This is a genomic window from Aeromicrobium sp. Leaf291, assembly GCF_001423365.1.
Taxonomy (GTDB): domain Bacteria; phylum Actinomycetota; class Actinomycetes; order Propionibacteriales; family Nocardioidaceae; genus Aeromicrobium.
Map to the genome: position 1 here is coordinate 702255 of NZ_LMNM01000002.1, position 17662 is coordinate 719916.

At 71.6% G+C, this 17662-nt stretch carries 14 protein-coding genes; 10 read left to right on the forward strand and 4 right to left on the reverse strand.

Features of this window, described 5'->3' with window-relative positions; genetic code table 11:
* Positions 1-80: 80 nt before the first annotated feature.
* Together metH and ASF35_RS13020 are read right to left on the reverse strand one after the other, a co-directional pair.
* Positions 81-3728 carry a methionine synthase gene (metH, locus tag ASF35_RS13015; RefSeq protein WP_235499159.1) on the reverse strand — a complete coding sequence of 1216 codons (3648 nt, stop codon included), beginning with the start codon at positions 3726-3728 and terminating at the stop codon, positions 81-83.
* A gap of 273 nt (positions 3729-4001) precedes the next feature.
* Entirely contained in the window at positions 4002-5300 is a 1299-nt protein-coding gene (locus tag ASF35_RS13020) for an MFS transporter (protein ID WP_082495504.1), read from the reverse strand.
* A gap of 53 nt (positions 5301-5353) precedes the next feature.
* On the opposite strand from ASF35_RS13020, the gene ASF35_RS13025 reads away from it, so the two are divergent.
* The 5 genes from ASF35_RS13025 to ASF35_RS13045 all read left to right on the forward strand — a co-directional run bounded on the left by ASF35_RS13025 (position 5354) and on the right by ASF35_RS13045 (position 10210).
* Complete coding sequence (locus ASF35_RS13025; RefSeq protein ID WP_055968211.1) at positions 5354-6001, forward strand: HAD family phosphatase; 648 nt, start codon at positions 5354-5356, stop codon at positions 5999-6001.
* A 28-nt stretch (positions 6002-6029) separates the two neighbouring features.
* Positions 6030-6983, forward strand: coding sequence for a site-2 protease family protein (locus ASF35_RS13030; protein WP_055968214.1), 954 nt, complete (start codon positions 6030-6032; stop codon positions 6981-6983).
* Positions 6980-7867: a tRNA (adenine-N1)-methyltransferase gene (locus ASF35_RS13035; protein WP_055968217.1), complete on the forward strand. Its 888-nt coding sequence runs from the start codon at positions 6980-6982 to the stop codon at positions 7865-7867. The genes ASF35_RS13030 and ASF35_RS13035 overlap by 4 nt, the downstream gene beginning before the upstream one ends.
* A 109-nt stretch (positions 7868-7976) precedes the next feature.
* The gene (arc, locus tag ASF35_RS13040; RefSeq protein ID WP_055968220.1) at positions 7977-9698 is read left to right on the forward strand and encodes a proteasome ATPase; all 1722 of its coding nucleotides are present in this window, start codon (positions 7977-7979) and stop codon (positions 9696-9698) included.
* A gap of 89 nt (positions 9699-9787) precedes the next feature.
* A complete protein-coding gene (locus ASF35_RS13045; protein ID WP_055968223.1) occupies positions 9788-10210 on the forward strand; it encodes a GNAT family N-acetyltransferase in 423 nt (140 codons plus the stop codon).
* Here the strand turns inward: ASF35_RS13045 and ASF35_RS13050 are convergent.
* A complete protein-coding gene (locus tag ASF35_RS13050; RefSeq protein ID WP_055968226.1) occupies positions 10200-11375 on the reverse strand; it encodes a glycosyltransferase family 1 protein in 1176 nt (391 codons plus the stop codon). The two genes, ASF35_RS13045 and ASF35_RS13050, sit on opposite strands and share 11 nt — an antisense overlap.
* 152 nt (positions 11376-11527) lie before the next feature.
* On the opposite strand from ASF35_RS13050, the gene dop reads away from it, so the two are divergent.
* The 5 genes from dop (at position 11528) to ASF35_RS13075 (ending at position 16621) form a co-directional block, all read left to right on the forward strand.
* A complete protein-coding gene (dop, locus tag ASF35_RS13055; protein ID WP_055968229.1) occupies positions 11528-13030 on the forward strand; it encodes a depupylase/deamidase Dop in 1503 nt (500 codons plus the stop codon).
* A 105-nt stretch (positions 13031-13135) separates the two neighbouring features.
* On the forward strand, positions 13136-13342 hold the full coding sequence (locus ASF35_RS13060; RefSeq protein ID WP_055968231.1) for a ubiquitin-like protein Pup: 207 nt from the start codon (positions 13136-13138) through the stop codon (positions 13340-13342).
* An 11-nt stretch (positions 13343-13353) separates the two neighbouring features.
* The gene (gene prcB, locus ASF35_RS13065; protein ID WP_055968610.1) at positions 13354-14169 is read left to right on the forward strand and encodes a proteasome subunit beta; all 816 of its coding nucleotides are present in this window, start codon (positions 13354-13356) and stop codon (positions 14167-14169) included.
* A gap of 22 nt (positions 14170-14191) precedes the next feature.
* The gene (prcA, locus tag ASF35_RS13070; RefSeq protein ID WP_055968233.1) at positions 14192-14887 is read left to right on the forward strand and encodes a proteasome subunit alpha; all 696 of its coding nucleotides are present in this window, start codon (positions 14192-14194) and stop codon (positions 14885-14887) included.
* Between the two features lie 114 nt (positions 14888-15001).
* Positions 15002-16621 (forward strand): alpha/beta hydrolase, encoded by a 1620-nt coding sequence (locus ASF35_RS13075; protein WP_055968235.1) that lies wholly within the window; start codon positions 15002-15004, stop codon positions 16619-16621.
* 34 nt (positions 16622-16655) lie between these two features.
* On the opposite strand, the gene ASF35_RS13080 is transcribed toward ASF35_RS13075, so the two are convergent.
* Complete coding sequence (locus tag ASF35_RS13080; RefSeq protein ID WP_055968237.1) at positions 16656-17636, reverse strand: aldo/keto reductase; 981 nt, start codon at positions 17634-17636, stop codon at positions 16656-16658.
* Positions 17637-17662 lie beyond the last annotated feature (26 nt).

Consider the following 17662-nt stretch of genomic DNA (forward strand, 5'->3'; position numbering starts at 1 on the left):
GGGGCGGCATACAGCCCGGCGGGGGTGCCGGGCCGTGGGCGGCGAACAGCACAGGCGGGGGTGCCGGGCCGCCACGTGCCCTACTCGCTGTCGGGGCGGTAGCCGAGGTTCGGCGAGAGCCAGCGCTCTGCCTCGTCGACGGTCCAGCCCTTGCGCTCGGCGTAGTCGGCCACCTGGTCGCGGCCCAGTCGCCCGACCACGAAGTACTGCGACTGCGGGTGCGCGAAGTACCAGCCGCTCACCGAGGCGCCCGGCCACATGGCCATGCTCTCGGTGAGCTCGATGCCGGTGTGCTTCTCGACCTCGAGCAGATCCCACAGGGTGCTCTTCTCGGTGTGCTCGGGGCAGGCCGGGTAGCCGGGCGCCGGGCGGATGCCGACGTACTTCTCGGCGATGAGGGCGTCGCTGTCGAGCGACTCCTGCGGCTGGTAGCCCCAGATCTCGCGACGCACCCGCTCGTGCAGGCGCTCGGCGAAGGCCTCCGCGAGACGGTCGGCGAGCGCCTCGAGCAGGATGGCGCTGTAGTCGTCGAGCGCCTCCTTGAACTCGGTGATCTTGTCGCCGATCCCGTGGCCGGCCGTCACCGCGAAGGCGCCGACGTGGTCGCGGAGACCGGTCTCCACCGGTGCCACGAAGTCGGCCAGGCTCTTGTGCGAGACGCCGGCGCGGTGCTCGGTCTGCTGGCGCAGGTGGTGCAGGGTCGCGGCGACCTCCTCACGCTGCTCGTCGGCGTACACGACGGTGTCGTCGCCCGACCCGTTCGCCGGGAAGATCCCGACGACTCCGCGGGCGGTGATCCAGCGCTCCTCGATGATCCGGTCGAGCATCTCCTGGGCGTCCGCGTACAGCTTGGAGGCCACCTCGCCCGTGGCCGGGTTGTGCAGGATGTCGGGGAAGCGTCCCTTCATCTCCCACGCGTTGAAGAACGGCTGCCAGTCGATGTACTCGCGCAGCTCCGCGAGCGGGTAGTCGTCGAGCACGTGCGGGACGCCCACCTCCCACTGCGGCTCGGCGGGGGAGTACTCCGACCAGTCGACGACCGTGCGGGCGGCGCGGGCGTCGGCGATCGACAGGAGCTTGCGGGTGTCCTGACGGGCGGCGTGGCGCTCGCGCAGGCCGTCGTAGTCGTCCTTGAGCGCCTCGAGGAACGGCGGGCGCTGCTCGTCGGAGAGCAGCGACGCGACGACCGGCACCGAGCGGGACGCATCCTTCACCCACACGACCGGGCCGTGGTACCGCTCGTCGACCTTGACGGCGGTGTGCGCACGCGAGGTCGTGGCACCCCCGATCAACAGCGGCACGTCGAAGCCCTGCCGCTCCATCTCGCCGGCCACGGTGACCATCTCGTCGAGGGACGGCGTGATGAGGCCGGACAAGCCGATCGCGTCGGCGTCGTGCTCGCGCGCGGCGTCGAGGATCTTCTGGACGGGCACCATGACCCCGAGGTCGATCACGTCGTAGTTGTTGCACTGCAGGACCACGCCGACGATGTTCTTGCCGATGTCATGGACGTCGCCCTTGACCGTCGCCATGATGACGGTGCCGTTGCTGCGACCCTGGTCCGCGGCGTCCTTGGTCGCCTCGATGTAGGGGATCAGGTAGGCGACGGCCTTCTTCATGACCCGGGCCGACTTGACCACCTGCGGCAAGAACATCTTGCCGGCCCCGAACAGGTCGCCGACGACGTTCATGCCGGACATCAGCGGCCCCTCGATGACCTCGATGGGCTTGCCGCCGCGCTCCTCGATGAGGGCGCGCAGCTCCTCGGTGTCGGCCTCGACGTGGGCGTCGATGCCCTTGACGAGGGCGTGGGTGATCCGCTCGCCGATGGGCAGGGAGCGCCACTCCTCGCTGGCGGCCTCGGCCTTCTCGCCGGTGCCGGCGAAGTCCTGCGCGATCTCGAGCAGACGCTCGGTGGCGTCGTCGCGTCGGTTGAGGATCACGTCCTCGATCCGCTCGCGGAGCTTCTCGTCCACCTGGTCGTAGACCACCAGGGCACCGGCGTTGACGATGCCCATGTCCATGCCCGCCTGGATGGCGTGGAACAGGAACACGGCGTGGATGGCCTCGCGCACCGCGTTGTTGCCGCGGAACGAGAACGACACGTTGGACACGCCACCGGAGACCAGGGCCCCGGGCAGGTTCTGCTTGATCCAGCGGGTGCCCTCGATGAAGTCGATGCCGTACTCGGCGTGCTCCTCGATGCCCGTGGCGACCGCGAAGACGTTCGGGTCGAAGATGATGTCCTCGGCCGGGAAGCCGACCTCGTCGACGAGGATCCGGTACGCCCGCTCGCAGATCTGCTTGCGGCGCTCGAGGTTGTCGGCCTGACCGTCCTCGTCGAAGGCCATCACGACCACGGCCGCGCCGTACTTGCGGCACAGCCGCGCGTGCTCGCGGAAAGGTTCCTCGCCCTCCTTGAGCGAGATCGAGTTCACGATCGACTTGCCCTGCAGGACCCGCAGCCCGGCCTCGATGACCTCCCACTTGGAGGAGTCGACCATGACCGGGACGCGACAGATGTCGGGCTCGGCGGCCACCAGCTTGAGGAAGCGGTCCATGGCCGCGACCCCGTCGATCATGCCCTCGTCCATGTTGACGTCGATGACCTGCGCGCCGTTCTCCACCTGCTGGAGGGCGACCGCCAGCGCCGTGTCGTAGTCACCGTCGCGGATCAGGTTGCGGAAGCGTGCCGACCCCGTGATGTTGGTGCGCTCACCGACGTTGACGAACAGCGACTCCGGGGTCACGACGAGCGGCTCGAGCCCGGAGAGCCGCAGCGCGGGATCGACCGTCGTGGGCACCCGCGGGGGCAGGCCCTCGACCGTCGCCGCGATGTGCGCGATGTGGTCGGGCGTCGTGCCGCAGCACCCACCCACGAGGTTGTAGAGACCGGCCTCGGCGAACTCGCGCAGGACGGCGGCCGTCTGGTCCGGCGTCTCGTCGTACTCGCCGAAGGCGTTGGGCAGCCCGGCGTTCGGGTAGCAGGAGACGAAGCAGTCGGCCAGGCGCGAGAGCTCGGCCACGTAGGGGCGCATCTCCTCGGCGCCGAGGGCACAGTTGAGGCCGACCAGGAGCGGCTTCGCGTGCCGGACGGAGTACCAGAAGGCCTCCGTGGTCTGCCCGGACAGCGTGCGTCCCGAGGCATCGGTGATGGTGCCGGAGATGACGATGGGCCACCGGCGGTCGTACTCCTCGAACACGGTCTCGACCGCGAAGATCGCGGCACGTGCGTTCAACGTGTCGAAGATGGTCTCGATGAAGACGAGGTCGCTGCCGCCGTCGAGCAGGGCGCGGGTCGCCTCGGCGTAGGCGTCGACCAGCTCGGCGTAGGAGACGTTGCGGGCGCCGGGGTCGTTGACGTCGGGCGAGATGGACGCGGTCCGCGTGGTCGGCCCGAGGGCGCCGGCGACGTAGCGGGGCCGACCCGTGGCCTCGGCGACGGCGTCGGCCTCGCGACGCGCGAGCGCGGCGGCCTCGTAGTTGAGCTCGTAGGCGAGCTCGACCATGTCGTAGTCACGCAACGAGATCGCGTTGGCGTTGAACGTGTTGGTCTCGATGATGTCCGCGCCGGCCTCGAGGTACTCGCGGTGGATGCCGGCGACGATGTCGGGCTGGGTGAGCGTCAGGAGGTCGTTGTTGCCGACCACGTCGCTCGGCCAGTCCTTGAAGCGCTCACCGCGGTACCCGGCCTCGTCGGGACGGTCGCGCTGGATCGCGGTGCCCATGGCGCCGTCGAGCACCAGGATGCGCTCGCTCAGTCGAGCGGTCAGGTCCGCGGTGGCGTCGGGGCGCCACGCCTGGGGTCGGGTCACACGCTGCTCCACGGTCGGCTCTGTCCTCCACGATCGACACTGCGAGACTCCGTCGTCCGCAGGGAGCGGAGTCGGGTCCTTCGGGTGATGGTGGGAATCCCCAGCCGGCGGCGGGCTCGCGTGGACCTTCGCGGAGATTCGCACCCATCCTCCCACGAGAACGCAAGGGTCCGTGGGAGGTCACGGTCAGAGCGGGTGGGCGATCTCGTCGGCGGGCATCCGGGCCCACAGGATCGCGACCGCGGCCACGACGAGCGGCACGGCGGCGGCGACCAGGAACACCTCGCGCAGACCCACCGCCTCCGCCGTGGGACCGGCGATCGCGACCGATGCGGGCACCAGCAGCAGCGAGACGAAGAAGTCGAGGCTGGAGGCCCGGCCGAGCAGCTCGGGCGGCACGCGACGCTGCAGCAACGTGCCCCAGATCACCATCGGCGCGGAGATGAGCACCCCGACGACGAACAGGGCGACGGCGATGAGCGGCACCGACGACGTGAAGCCGACGACCACGAGCGGCAGGCACCCGACGCCCCACATGAGGTTCATGACCGTGAGGTAGCGACGCGGCATGCGCAGCATGCTCATGCCGAGCGACGCGAGCGCGCTGCCGGCGCCGTAGGCCGCGAGGATCCACGCGTGCCCCGTGGCGTCGCCTCCGCCCTCCTTGACCACGAACGGGATGAGGACGTCCATCGGTCCGATGACCAGCAGGAGCATGAGGCACGCGAACAGCAGCGTGGCCAGGAACCACGGCGTGGTGACCATGTAGCGCAGCCCGATCCGCAGGTCGGCGAGAGCACCCCGCACGGGATGGCCACCGAGGCTGGCCGGGTCGCGGCGCAGCGGGACCGGGCGAAGCAGCAGCAGGGTGAGCAGGCAGCCGAGCTGGCAGACGGCCACGAGCAGCAGGGCCCACGCCGGCGAGGCGAACGCGACCACGACGCTGCCGAGCGCGGGGCCGCCCGCGTGCTGGAGCGTGGGCCGCAGGAACCCCTCCACGCCGTTGGCGGCGAGCAGGTCGTCGGACTCGACGATCGAGGGGAGCAGGGCGCTGTAGGCCGGGAAGTAGAAGCCGACAGCCATGCCCAGCACGGTGCCCCCGACCGTGAGGTGCCAGATCTCGAGCCCGCCCCCGAGCGCCAGGGCCGCGACGCCCAGGAGCACGACCATGCGGGTCGTGGCGGTGGCCATGAGGATGCGACGCTGCGGCACGCGGTCGGCGACGACGCCGCCGACCAGCACGGTGGCCACCATGCCGAGGGAGTAGCCCGTGATGGCGAGCGACAGGGCACCGGGGCCGCCCCCGAGCGCGATGACCTGCCACACGACCGCGATGACCCAGACGCCCTCGCCGAGCAGCTCGAAGGCCGCCGCACCGATCAGCGGTCGGTACTGCGGATGGCGGAACGGGCGCAGCGGTCCGCGGGCCCAGGTGCGCACGGCGTCGGCCCCGTGGGCGGGCGGGCGGGGCGTGAGCTCGGTCATGACGGGTCCAACCTAGGCGTGGAGTCCGACGGAGCGTCTTCTAGGCTCGTGCGGTGACCTTCCCCGCCGCCGTCCTGTGGGACCTCGATGGCACCATCGTCGACACCGAGCCGCTCTGGATGGCCGCCGAGACCGCCCTGGCGGCCCGGCACGGGGCCACCTGGACCGAGGAGGACGGCCTCGCCCTCGTCGGGAGCGACCTGCTCGAGGCCGCGCACCGGATCGAGGCCCACATCGGCTCCGGGCTCCACCCCGAGCAGATCGTCGACCACCTCGTGAACGAGCTCGGCGAGGCGATGCGGCGCGACCAGCCCTGGCGTCCGGGCGCTCCCGAGCTGGTGCGGGCCCTCGCCGAGGCCGGTGTTCCCCAGGCCCTCGTGACGATGTCGTACCGCTCGATCGCCGCACCGGTCGTCGAGGCGCTGCCCTTCGACGCCGTCGTCACCGGCGACGAGGTCAGCCGCGGCAAGCCGCACCCCGAGCCCTACCTGGCGGCCGCCCGGATGCTGGGGGTGGACCCGGCCGACTGCCTGGCCGTCGAGGACTCCGCCACCGGAGCCGCCTCGGCGGACGCCGCCGGCTGCGTCGTCCTCGTCGTGCCGCACATGGTCACGGTGCCGGACGGTCCGCGCCGCCTGGTGCGGCCCAGCCTGGCCGGCCTCGACGTCTCGATGCTGAGGGAGCTCTGGGCCACCGCGTGACGCCTGGACCGCCCGCTAGGTTGGCGTCGTGAGCGTCCCGTCCAGCCCGCGTCCTGCAGGCACCGTCCGGTTCGGCCGGCTGGCGGGTGCTGACCTGCTCGCCCGGCCCTCGCTGCTGCTCATGGGCGTGGTGCTCGTCGTGCTGTTCGCGCCCCGCTTCGCCGTCGAGGCCAGCACGAACGCCTACGTGGTCGCCGCGTCGTTCGTCCTGGCGCTCTACGTCTCGGTCCTCGTGCACGAGCTCGCGCACCTCGCCGTCGCCCGGTCGTTCGGCATGCGGGTCCCGACGGTCACGCTGCACCTCCTCGGCGGCGAGACCGCCATCGAGGGCGAGAGCCGCACGCCGTGGCAGGAGCTGGTCACGTCGGTCGTCGGTCCCCTCGCCTCGCTCGCGATCGGTCTGCTCGCCCACGGGATCGCGGACGGCTCCACCGGCGTCGCCCGTGACCTGTGGTGGTCGATCGGCTGGGTCAACCTGCTGGTCGCCGCCTTCAACATGCTCCCGGGTCTCCCGCTCGACGGTGGCCGGGTCCTGCGCGCGATCATCTGGCAGCTCACCGGGTCCGAACGTCGGGGTGTCGTGGTGACCGCGTGGATCGGACGTCTGGCGGCCCTCGCCCTGGGCGTCCTCGTGGTCGTGCGGGCCGTCCAGGGCGCCGCCTGGGGCGCCCGCTGGTGGATCGACGTGCTGCTCGTCGGCTTCGTCGCCTTCTTCCTCTGGACGGGAGCCACGGCCGCGCTGCGCGGTGCCGACCGCGGGGCACGCATGAACGCGCTGCGCGCCGACGAGCTCGGCCGCCCCCTGGGCGACGACGTGTCGCCGGAGTGGCCGCGCCTCAGCGTGCGGGCCCGAGGCACCACGCTGCTGCGGGCGATGACCGCCCACCCCGCCGACGTGTACCTGCTCGTCGACGACGACGACCGCCCGGTGGGGATCCTGCTGGCGGCGGACGTCGACACGGCCTACCGAAGGGAATCATGACCACCTGGATGCGCAGTGGACCGTTCGTCGAGGGGGAGTGGGTACGACTCTCCGACGCGAAGGGGCGCAAGCACAACATCCGGCTCGAGGTCGGGCGTGAGTTCTCGACCAAGAAGGGCCAGCTCCGCCACGACGACATCATCGGCGAGCCCGAGGGCATCGTCGTCACGTCCACGCTCGACGGGCAGTACCAGGTGTTCCGTCCACTGCTGTCGGAGTACGTGGTCTCGATGCCCCGCGGCGCCGCGATCATCTACCCCAAGGACGCCGCCCACATCGTCACGATGGCCGACATCTTCCCGGGCGCGCGGGTCGTGGAGGCCGGAGCCGGCTCCGGCAGCCTGACCGCCTACCTCCTGAGGGCGATCGGACCCGACGGGCACCTGGGCTCGTACGAGATCCGTGAGGAGTTCGCCGAGACGGCCCGCCAGAACGTCGAGCAGATCGTCGGGCCGGACCTTCCGCAGTGGACGCTCACCGTCGGTGACGTGCGCGAGGTCATGGCCGAGCCGGAGATCGACCGGCTCGTGCTCGACATGGTGGACCCGTGGTCGTGCGTCCCGCTCGCGGCCGAGCGCCTGGTCCCCGGTGGTCTCGTGTGCGCCTACGTGGCCACCACCACGCAGCTGTCGCGCTTCGTGGAGACCCTGCGTGCCGACGGTGGCTTCACCGAGCCGACGGCGTGGGAGACGATGCAGCGCGGCTGGCACCTCGAGGGACTCGCCGTGCGCCCCGACCACCGCATGGTCGGGCACACCGCCTTCCTGGTCACCGCGCGGCGCATGGCACCCGGACACCCGGCGCTGGAGAAGACCCGTCGCCCCGCCCCGGGGGCCTACGGACCCGACTACGACGGGCCCCGACCGGCGGGCATGTCCGACTGATCACCTCGGGCACCGCAGGCACGGCGAAACCGGATCGTCATCCGGCGCGCGCTCGGTCGACCCTTGGTGCAACCTGATCTCGGCTAGGGTCGAACTCGACGAGCAGGAGGTGGCGATCGTGAACGAGAACCCCGGTGGATCGGAACACGAGCTGGCGTACCTGCGCGCGGAGGTCGAGCACCTCCGGCGCCGGTTGGGCTCGGAGGGTTCCCTCGACTCCAGGCTGTCCGACCTCGAGGCCCGACTGTCCTCGACCAACGCGCAGAACGAGCGGCTCACGTCCACGCTGCGCGAGGCACGTGACCAGATCGTCACGCTCAAGGAGGAGGTCGACCGGCTCGCCCAGCCGCCGACCGGCTTCGGCACGTTCCTGCAGCTCAACGCCGACGAGACGGTCGACGTGTTCACCGGTGGCCGCAAGCTGCGCGTCACCGTGAGCCCGGCCGTGGACAGGGACGAGCTCCGCAAGGGCCAGGAGGTCATCCTCAACGAGGCCATGAACGTGGTCGCGGCGCTGGACTTCGAGACGACCGGCGAGGTCGTCATGCTCAAGGAGATCCTGGCCGACGGCGAGCGCGCCCTGGTCCTCGGCAACGCCGACGAGGAGAAGATCGTCCGGCTCGCCGACTCGCTGCTGGGGATGAAGCTGCGTGCGGGCGACTCGTTGCTGCTCGACGGCCGCGCCGGGTACGTGTACGAGCGGATCCCCAAGAGCGAGGTCGAGGAGCTCGTCCTCGAGGAGGTCCCCGACATCGACTACGAGTCGATCGGAGGCCTGCGCAGCCAGATCGAGTCGATCCGCGACGCCGTCGAGCTCCCGTACCTGCACCCCGAGGTCTTCATCGAGCACGAGCTCAAGCCGCCGAAGGGCGTGCTGCTGTACGGGCCGCCCGGCTGCGGCAAGACCATGATCGCCAAGGCGGTCGCGGCGAGCCTGGCCAAGAAGGTCTCCGAGCGCACCGGCGAGGAAGGACGTTCCTTCTTCCTCAACATCAAGGGCCCCGAGCTGCTCAACAAGTACGTCGGCGAGACCGAGCGGCACATCCGGCTCGTCTTCCAGCGTGCCCGCGAGAAGGCCAGCGAGGGCACGCCGGTCATCGTCTTCTTCGACGAGATGGACTCGTTGTTCCGCACCCGCGGCTCGGGCGTGTCCTCCGACGTCGAGAACACGATCGTCCCGCAGCTGCTCAGCGAGATCGACGGTGTCGAGGGCCTCGAGAACGTGCTCGTGATCGGCGCCTCCAACCGCGAGGACATGATCGACCCGGCCATCCTGCGCCCGGGACGCCTCGACGTGAAGATCAAGATCGAGCGACCCGACGCCGAGTCCGCCCGCGACATCTTCAGCAAGTACCTGACGCCCACGCTGCCGCTGCACCCCGACGACCTGGCCGAGTGGGGCGGTGACCGCACGGCCACGACGCAGGGCATGATCCAGCGCACCGTCGAGGCCATGTACACCGAGTCCGAGGACAACCAGTTCCTCGAGGTCACGTACGCCAACGGCGACAAGGAGGTCCTGTACTTCAAGGACTTCAACTCCGGGGCGATGATCCAGAACATCGTGGACCGCGCCAAGAAGATGGCGATCAAGGACCTGCTCGAGACCGGCCAGAAGGGCCTGCGCGTCCAGCACATGCTGCAGGCGTGCCTCGACGAGTTCAAGGAGAACGAGGACCTCCCGAACACGACGAACCCCGACGACTGGGCACGCATCTCGGGCAAGAAGGGCGAGCGCATCGTCTTCATCCGCACCCTCATCACGGGCAAGGGTGGCAACGAGCCGGGTCGCTCGATCGACACGGTCGCGAACACGGGGCAGTACCTCTGAGCGCACGACCCGGGGAGCGCAGCGCGGCCGGTCCCTCGGACCGGCCGCTGCTGCGTCGTGCCCGGTACGGCGACCCCGACGTCGTCGCGATGACCACCGAGGTCCAGGCCGAGTACGGCCGGCTGTACGGCGGCAGCGGCGACATCTCACCGATCGAGGACCAGCACTTCGTGCCCCCGCACGGGCTCTTCCTGGTGCTGGAGGTCGACGGCGCGGCAGCCGCGATGGGCGGCTGGCGACGCGGCGGACCGCAGGGGGAGTCCGACGCGGAGATCAAGCGGATGTTCGTGCGCGAGGCGTTCCGTCGGCGGGGTCTGGCGCGCGTCGTGCTGACCGAGCTGGAGCGCACCGCGGCCGAGGCGGGGTTGCGTCGGCTCGTGCTGGAGACCGGCACGCAGCAGCCCGAGGCGATCGCCCTGTACCGGTCGGCCGGGTACGTCGACGAGCCGGCGTTCGGCTTCTACGCGGCCTACGACGACAGCGTCCACCTGGCGAAGGTGCTCAGCTCCTGACCATGCGTCGGGTCGTCCAGTGCAGACGCCCGATGTCGTGGGGTCCGGTGCCGCGGTGCTGCTCGATCGCGGCGGCGTAGTGGCCGACCAGCTCGGAGCACACCGCCTGCCAGCTCCGGCCCTCCACGGAGCGACGGGCCGCCCTGCCGAACGCCGCTCGCTTGGCGTCGTCGCCGGTCAGGTCCCGCACCCGCGCCGCGAGTCCACCGAGGTCGCCCGGCTCGTAGAGCCAGCCGGTGCGGCTGTGGTCGACGAGGTCGACCGGACCTCCGACGCCGGAGGCGACGACCGGGACGCCGGAGGCGAGGCCCTCCTGGACCACCTGGCAGAAGGTCTCGGTCTCGCTCGTGCTGACCAGCACGTCCAGCCCGGCCACCGCGGTGGCCAGCGCCGTGCCGTGGAGCATGCCGGTGAAGTGGGCGCCGGGCAGCAACCGCTCGAGGCGGGCACGCTCCGGCCCGTCGCCCACCACGACGATCCGGGTCCCGGGCAGGTCCTGCAGGGCCGCCAGGTCCTGGACCTGCTTCTCGGGTGCGAGTCGGCCCACGTACCCCACGAGACGCTCGCCCTCGGGTGCGAGCCGGCGTCGCCACGACTCGTCACGCCGCGCAGGGGAGAAGCGGTCGGTGTCGACCCCACGCCGCCACAGGCGCAGCCGTTCCACCCCGCGCTCCTCGAGGGTCCGGATGGTGGCCGTCGACGGCGCGAGCGTGAGGTCGGCCCGGCCGTGCAGGTCGCGGACCCGCTTCCACAGCAGGTTCTCCACGCCTCGCACCCCGTACCGACCCGCGTAGGTCGGGACGTCGGTCTGGTACACGGCGACCACGGGCAGGTCCAGCGCCGCGGCGGCCAGGGCCGCTCGCCAGCCCAGGGCGAACGGCGACGCGAGGTGCACCACGTCGGGGCCGAAGTCCCGCAGGATCGCGGTGAGCGGGGAGACCCGTCCGGTGGCGACCCGCACGTCGGCGTACCCCGGGAACGACCAGGCCGGCACGGTCACCACGCGGGCCCCGGCCACGGTGGCGGGCACGTCCGGTCCGGCGTCGGGTGCGACGACCAGCACGTCGTCCCCGCGGGCCGCGAGGTGGTCCAGGACGCGGAGCACCGAGTGCACGACGCCGTTGGTCTGGGGGAGGAAGGACTCTGCGACGATCACGATCCTCATGCCGCGAGCCTCGCGGGCGCCGACGACGCCACGGTCACCGCGAGGTGGCCGACGGTTGAAGGGTGGGCGACGAGCGTGCGCACGGTCCGGTCGTCGTACCCACCGGGCGCCGGACGTCGGGGGAGTGGGGCGGGGACGCCTACGCTGGGGCCATGACGGTGAGACGCGTGCAAGGCAGCGAGGTCGAGTACGGCATCGCCGTCCAGGGACAGCCGAACGCCAACCCGATGGTGGCGTCGACGCACGTCGTGAACAGCTACGCCGCCGCCCACGGGCTCACCCGGCGCGCCCGCTGGGACTTCGAGGAGGAGAGCCCGCTGCGCGACGCGCGCGGGTTCGACCTGAGCCGGGAGGTCGCCGACCCGACCCAGCTCACCGACGAGGACCTGGGTCTGGCCAACATCATCCTGACCAACGGCGCCCGCCTGTACGTCGACCACGCGCACCCCGAGTACTCCTCGCCGGAGGTCACGTCGCCCCGCGACGTCGTCGTCTGGGAGAAGGCCGGCGAGCTCGTGATGCGGCGCGGCGCCGAGCTCGCCGCCCAGGTGCCCGGCGCGGGCTCGATCGTGCTCTACAAGAACAACATCGACAACAAGGGCGCGTCCTACGGCTCGCACGAGAACTACCTCGTGGACCGGGCGGTCCCGTTCGACGCGATCGTCGCGCAGCTGACGCCGTTCTTCGTCTCGCGCCCCGTCGTCTGCGGCGCCGGCCGGGTCGGGCAGCGCCAGGACGGCAGCGTGCACGCCTACCAGCTCTCGCAGCGCGCCGACTACATGGAGGTCGGCGTGGGTCTGGAGACCACGCTCAAGCGACCGATCGTCAACACGCGCGACGAGCCGCACGCCGACCCGAAGAAGTACCGACGTCTGCACGTGATCATCGGTGACGCGAACCTGGCCGAGACGTCGATCTACCTCAAGCACGGCACCACCTCGATCGTCCTCGCCATGCTCGAGGCGGGGTTCCTGACCCCGCCTCCCGCCCTGGCGCAGCCGGTCAAGGCCCTGCACGACATCTCCCACGACACGACCCTCACCGCGCTCGTGGAGCTGCAGGACGGCACCACGGCGACCGCCCTGGACCTGCAGTGGCACTACCTGGAGCAGGCACGGGCCTTCGTGGCCCGCGAGGGGTCCGACGAGCAGACCGACGACGTGCTGCAGCGCTGGGAGAGCGTGCTCACCCGGCTCGCCCGCGACCCGATGGAGTGCGTCCGCGAGCTCGACTGGGTGGCCAAGCTGTCGCTGCTGGAGTCCTACCGGGACCGCGACGGCCTCGACTGGGACCACGCCAAGCTCCACCTCGTCGACCTGCAGTACCACGACGTCCGTGCCGAGCGCGGCATCTACCACCGGCTCGTGCACTCCGGACGGATCGACCGGATCGTCAGCGACGCCGAGGTGGTGCGCGCCGTCGAGGAGCCGCCGCACGACACCCGCGCCTTCTTCCGCGGCCGCTGCCTGAGCACCTTCGCCTCCGAGGTCGCCGCAGCCTCCTGGGACTCGGTGATCCTGGACCTGCCGGGCTACGAGTCCCTGCAGCGGATCCCGACCATGGAGCCTCTCCGCGGCACCGCCGACCACGTGGGTGCGCTCTTCGAGTCCAGCGCCGACGCGACGGCGCTGTTCCGGGCGATCACCGGCCGCTGAGTCCCGCGCCCGCAGGCGACGCATCGGTCCGGCCGCGACGAGCACCCGCCAGCGACAGGCCCGAACTCGAGCGGCGTGTGGGTCGCAGGGGGATAGGCTGACGGCATGGCCGAGCAGCAGCACAGGAACACGCGGAAGTCCTCCGACGACGAGGAGCAGGTCGAGACGTCGCACGTCGACGCAGCCCAGGACACCGAGCGCAAGGAGAAGCTCGACGACGACGTCGACTCGATCCTCGGCGACATCGACGACGTCCTGGAGGAGAACGCCGAGGAGTTCGTGCGGAGCTTCGTCCAGAAGGGCGGCCAGTGAGCGGCCCCGTGATGCTTCCCGACGGCTACCGGTCCGTGGGAGGCACCTCGTTCGCCGACCTCCTGGCCTCGCAGTCGCCCGAGATGCTCCCCGGTGCGGCCGGCGCCGCCTCCGGTGAGCTCGCCGGCGTCGCGCACGGCACCACGATCGTGGCCGCCACGTTCGCGGGCGGTGTGGTCATGGCCGGCGACCGCCGCGCGACGATGGGCAACGTCATCGCGCAGCGCGACATCCAGAAGGTCTTCCCCACCGACGAGTTCTCGTGCGTCGGCATCGCGGGCACGGCGGGCATCGCCATCGAGATGACCCGCCTGTTCCAGGTCGAGCTCGAGCACTACGAGAAGATCGAGGGCGCCACGCTCTCCACCGACGGCAAGGCCAACCGGCTCGCCGCCCTGATCCGCGGCAACCTCGGCATGGCGATGCAGGGTCTGGCGGTCGTGCCGCTCTTCGCCGCCTTCGACCTGGTGCAGCAGTGCGGCCGCATCTTCGCCTTCGACGTGACGGGCAACAAGAACGAGGAGCGCACCTTCCACTCGGTCGGCTCGGGCTCGACGTTCGCCCGCGGCTCGCTCAAGAAGCTGTACTCGCCCGACATGGACGAGCGCTCCGCGGTCACCGCCGTCATCCAGGCGCTCTACGACGCCGCGGACGACGACACCGCCACGGGCGGGCCCGACCTGACCCGGCGGATCTTCCCGCTGGTCAGCGTGATCACCGCCGACGGCTACCGCGCCTGGGACGAGACCGAGACCGCCGCCGTGGCCGACGCGGTCATCGGGGGCCGCATGACGCGCCCCGACGGGCCCTCGGCCCCCCTCACCTGAACGCCCCCTCCGGAGGAGCAGCATGACCGCACCGTTCTACGTCTCGCCCGAGCAGCTGATGAAGGACCGGGCCGACTTCGCGCGCAAGGGCATCGCCCGGGGCCGCAGCGTGGTCGTCCTGCAGTACGCCGACGGCATCCTGCTCGTGGCCGAGAACCCGTCGCGCGCGCTGCACAAGATCAGCGAGATCTACGACCGGATCGGCTTCGCCGCGGTCGGGCGGTACAACGAGTTCGAGAACCTGCGCATCGCGGGCGTGCGACTCGCCGACATGCGCGGCTACGCCTACGACCGCCGCGACGTCACGGGCCGCGGCCTGGCCAACGCCTACGCCCAGACCCTCGGCACCATCTTCTCCTCCGGCGGCGAGAAGCCCTACGAGGTGGAGATCTTCGTCGCCGAGGTGGGCGACTCCGTCGAGACCGACACCATCTACCGGCTCATGTACGACGGCTCCGTGGCCGACGTCCAGGGCCACGCCGTGATGGGCGGCCAGAGCGACCAGGTCGACGAGCACCTCACCCAGCACTTCACGGCCGGGCTCGACCTCGCCGGGGCCGTGCGCCTCGCCACCCAGGCCCTGGCCTCCGATGCCGATCCCGCCCGCTCGATCGCCGCCGGCGACCTCGAGGCCGCGGTCCTCGACCGCACCCGCACGCAGCCGCGCAAGTTCAAGCGGCTCGACGAGGCGACGATCGCCACGGCCCTCGCCGGCTGACGCCCCCGCTCCGCCGGAGGGAGGAGGCGGGATCGGCCGCGCGACCGATGCGCCCGCCCGACCGCGACGCCTAGCGTCGTGAGGGTCACGTCATCGATCCCTCGGGGGGAACCCATGCGACGTCTCCTGTCGTGCGTCACCGCGGCCACGTTGGCCGCCGGCCTGCTGGCCACCACCACCACACCCGCCCAGGCCCGCAGCGGCTCGGAGCAGAAGCGGCTCGACCGCATCGCCACGCCCTCGCTGGACTGGGGGGCCTGCAGCGCGGGCGCGCCGGCGGGCTTCGAGTGCGCCACCGTGGAGCTGCCCACCGACTACGACCGGCCGCGCGGCGACACCACCACCGTCGCGCTCACCCGCCTCCCGGCGAGCGACCCGGACGCGCGGAAGGGCAGCCTGTTCTTCAACTTCGGCGGCCCCGGCGGCGAGGGCGTCTCGACCCTGCACCAGATCTCCGACCTCGTCGTCACGCCCGAGGTACGCGAGCGCTACGACCTCGTCGGGTTCGACCCGCGCGGTGTCGGTCTGTCCGACCCCGCGCTCTGCTACGACGACGCCGCGGACGAGGCGGCCGCGTTCGAGGGGCTCCCGGCGTTCCCGGTCACCCGGGCCGAGGAGCGCGCCTTCGTCCGCCAGTCGGCACGGATCGCTCGCGCCTGCCGCGACGAGGCCGGCGACGTCATCCGCCACGCGTCCACCGCGAACGTGGCGCGCGACCTCGAGCTCCTGCGTCGTGCCGCGGGCGATGACACGCTCGCCTACCAGGGCTACTCCTACGGCACCTACCTCGGCGCGACCTATGCCCGGCTGTTCCCGGACCGGGTCGGCTCGATGGTGCTCGACGGCACCGTCGACGTGGACGCCTACTCCGGCGCGAACCGCGACCCGCGCTCGGTCGGCGCACGTCTCGCCCAGGGTCCGGCCGCGGAGGAGGCGTTCGACGCGTTCCTCGAGCAGTGCCGCCTGGCAGGTGAGCGCTGCTCCCTGAACGCGTTGGGTGATCCCTCGGACGTCGTCGGCGAGCTCCTGGAGCGGCTGAGGACGCAGCCCGTGACGCTCGACGTCCAGGGGACCGCCGTCGAGTACACCTACTCGCTGGCCATCTCGTCGATCTTCCTCCAGCTCTACTCGCCGAGCTCGTTCGCCGGGCTCTCGGACTTCCTCGTGCTCCTCGCCCAGGACGGCGGCGAGCCGTCGACGACGCTGCAGCGGCAGCTGGCCCCGGCCCAGGAGCGCTACACCTCGCTCGGCAGCTCGTTGGCCCAGCTCTGCGTCGACTCCCGCTCGATCCTCCCGCCCGCCGCGTACCCCGCGCTCGCCGACCGCGAGGACCGGCTCGCGCCGCGGTTCGGACGCTTCCGCAGCTGGGTCGGCGTCCAGTGCCCGCAGATCGGTCTGCGGGACGGCGACGCCTTCACCGGGCCGTGGACGCAGACGACCGACGCGAGCGTCCTGGTGATCGGCACACGCCTCGACCCGGCGACGCCGTACGCGAACACCCGACCCTTCGCCGAGAACTTCGCGGACGCTCGCGTGCTGACGGTCGAGGGATACGGCCACACGACGCTCGGGGTCAGCGCGTGCGCCGACTCCGTCGTCGCGCGCTACCTGGTGGACGGGGACGCGCCGGCCGACGGGGAGACCTGCGCGCAGGACCGTGCCCCGTTCGCGGAGCAGCCCGCCAACCGGGGTGCCCCGGCACCCGCACTGCCGGCACCGCTGCCCGGGCTCTGAGCCACCGCCCGACGACGTCCGCCCCCGCCGGTGCTCACCAGCGGGGGTGGACGGCCTCGCGCAGGTGGGTGTCGTAGATGCGCCGGACGCCCTCGAGCAGCTCGGGCCGGACGTCGACCGCGGCGGCGCGCGCGTTGGCGCGGGCCTGCTCGGGGGAGCGGGCACCGGGGATGACCGTGCTCACGCCCTCCTGGGCGACCACCCAGGCGACGGCGGCCTGGGCGGAGGTGACGCCCTGGGGCACCAGGTCGGTGAACTCGCGCGCTGCCTGCACACCGACCTCGTAGTCGACGCCCGAGAAGGTCTCGCCGACGTCGAACGCCTCGCCCTTGCGGTTGTACGAGCGGTGGTCGTCCTCGGCGAACGTGGTCTCGACCGTGTAGCGGCCGCTCAGCAGGCCGCTGGCCAGCGGCACCCGCGCGATGATCCCGACGCCGGCCGCCTGCGCGGCGGGGAGGACCTCGTCGAGCGGCTTGAGCCGGAAGGCGTTGAGGATGATCTGCACCGTCGCGACGCCCGGTCGCGCGATCGCCGCGAGTGCCTGGTCGCACGTCTCGACGCTCACGCCGTAGGCGGACATGACGCCCTCGGAGACGAGCGTGTCGAGGGCGTCGTACACCTCGTCGTCGGTCACGACCGCGCTCGGGGGGCAGTGCAGCTGGACGAGGTCCAGCGTGTCGACGCCGAGGTTGCTGCGCGACCGGTCGGTCCAGGCACGGAAGTTGTCCATGACGTAGTTCTCGGGCACCTGGTCGAGGCGGCGGCCCATCTTGGTGGCCACCGTGAGGTCGAGGTCCGGACGCGCACGCCGGAAGTCCGCGATGGCCTGCTCGCTGCGGCCGTCGCCGTACACGTCGGCCGTGTCGAGGAACGTCACGCCGGAGTCCACGGCGGCGTCCAGCACGGCCCGGGCGTCGTCGCGGCTCACGTCGCCCCAGTCCGCTCCGAGCTGCCACGTGCCGAGGCCGACGACCGAGGCCTCGCGGCCGGTCCTTCCGAGGGTCCTGTGCTCCATGGTCTCGACCCTACGGGCCGCCTGCG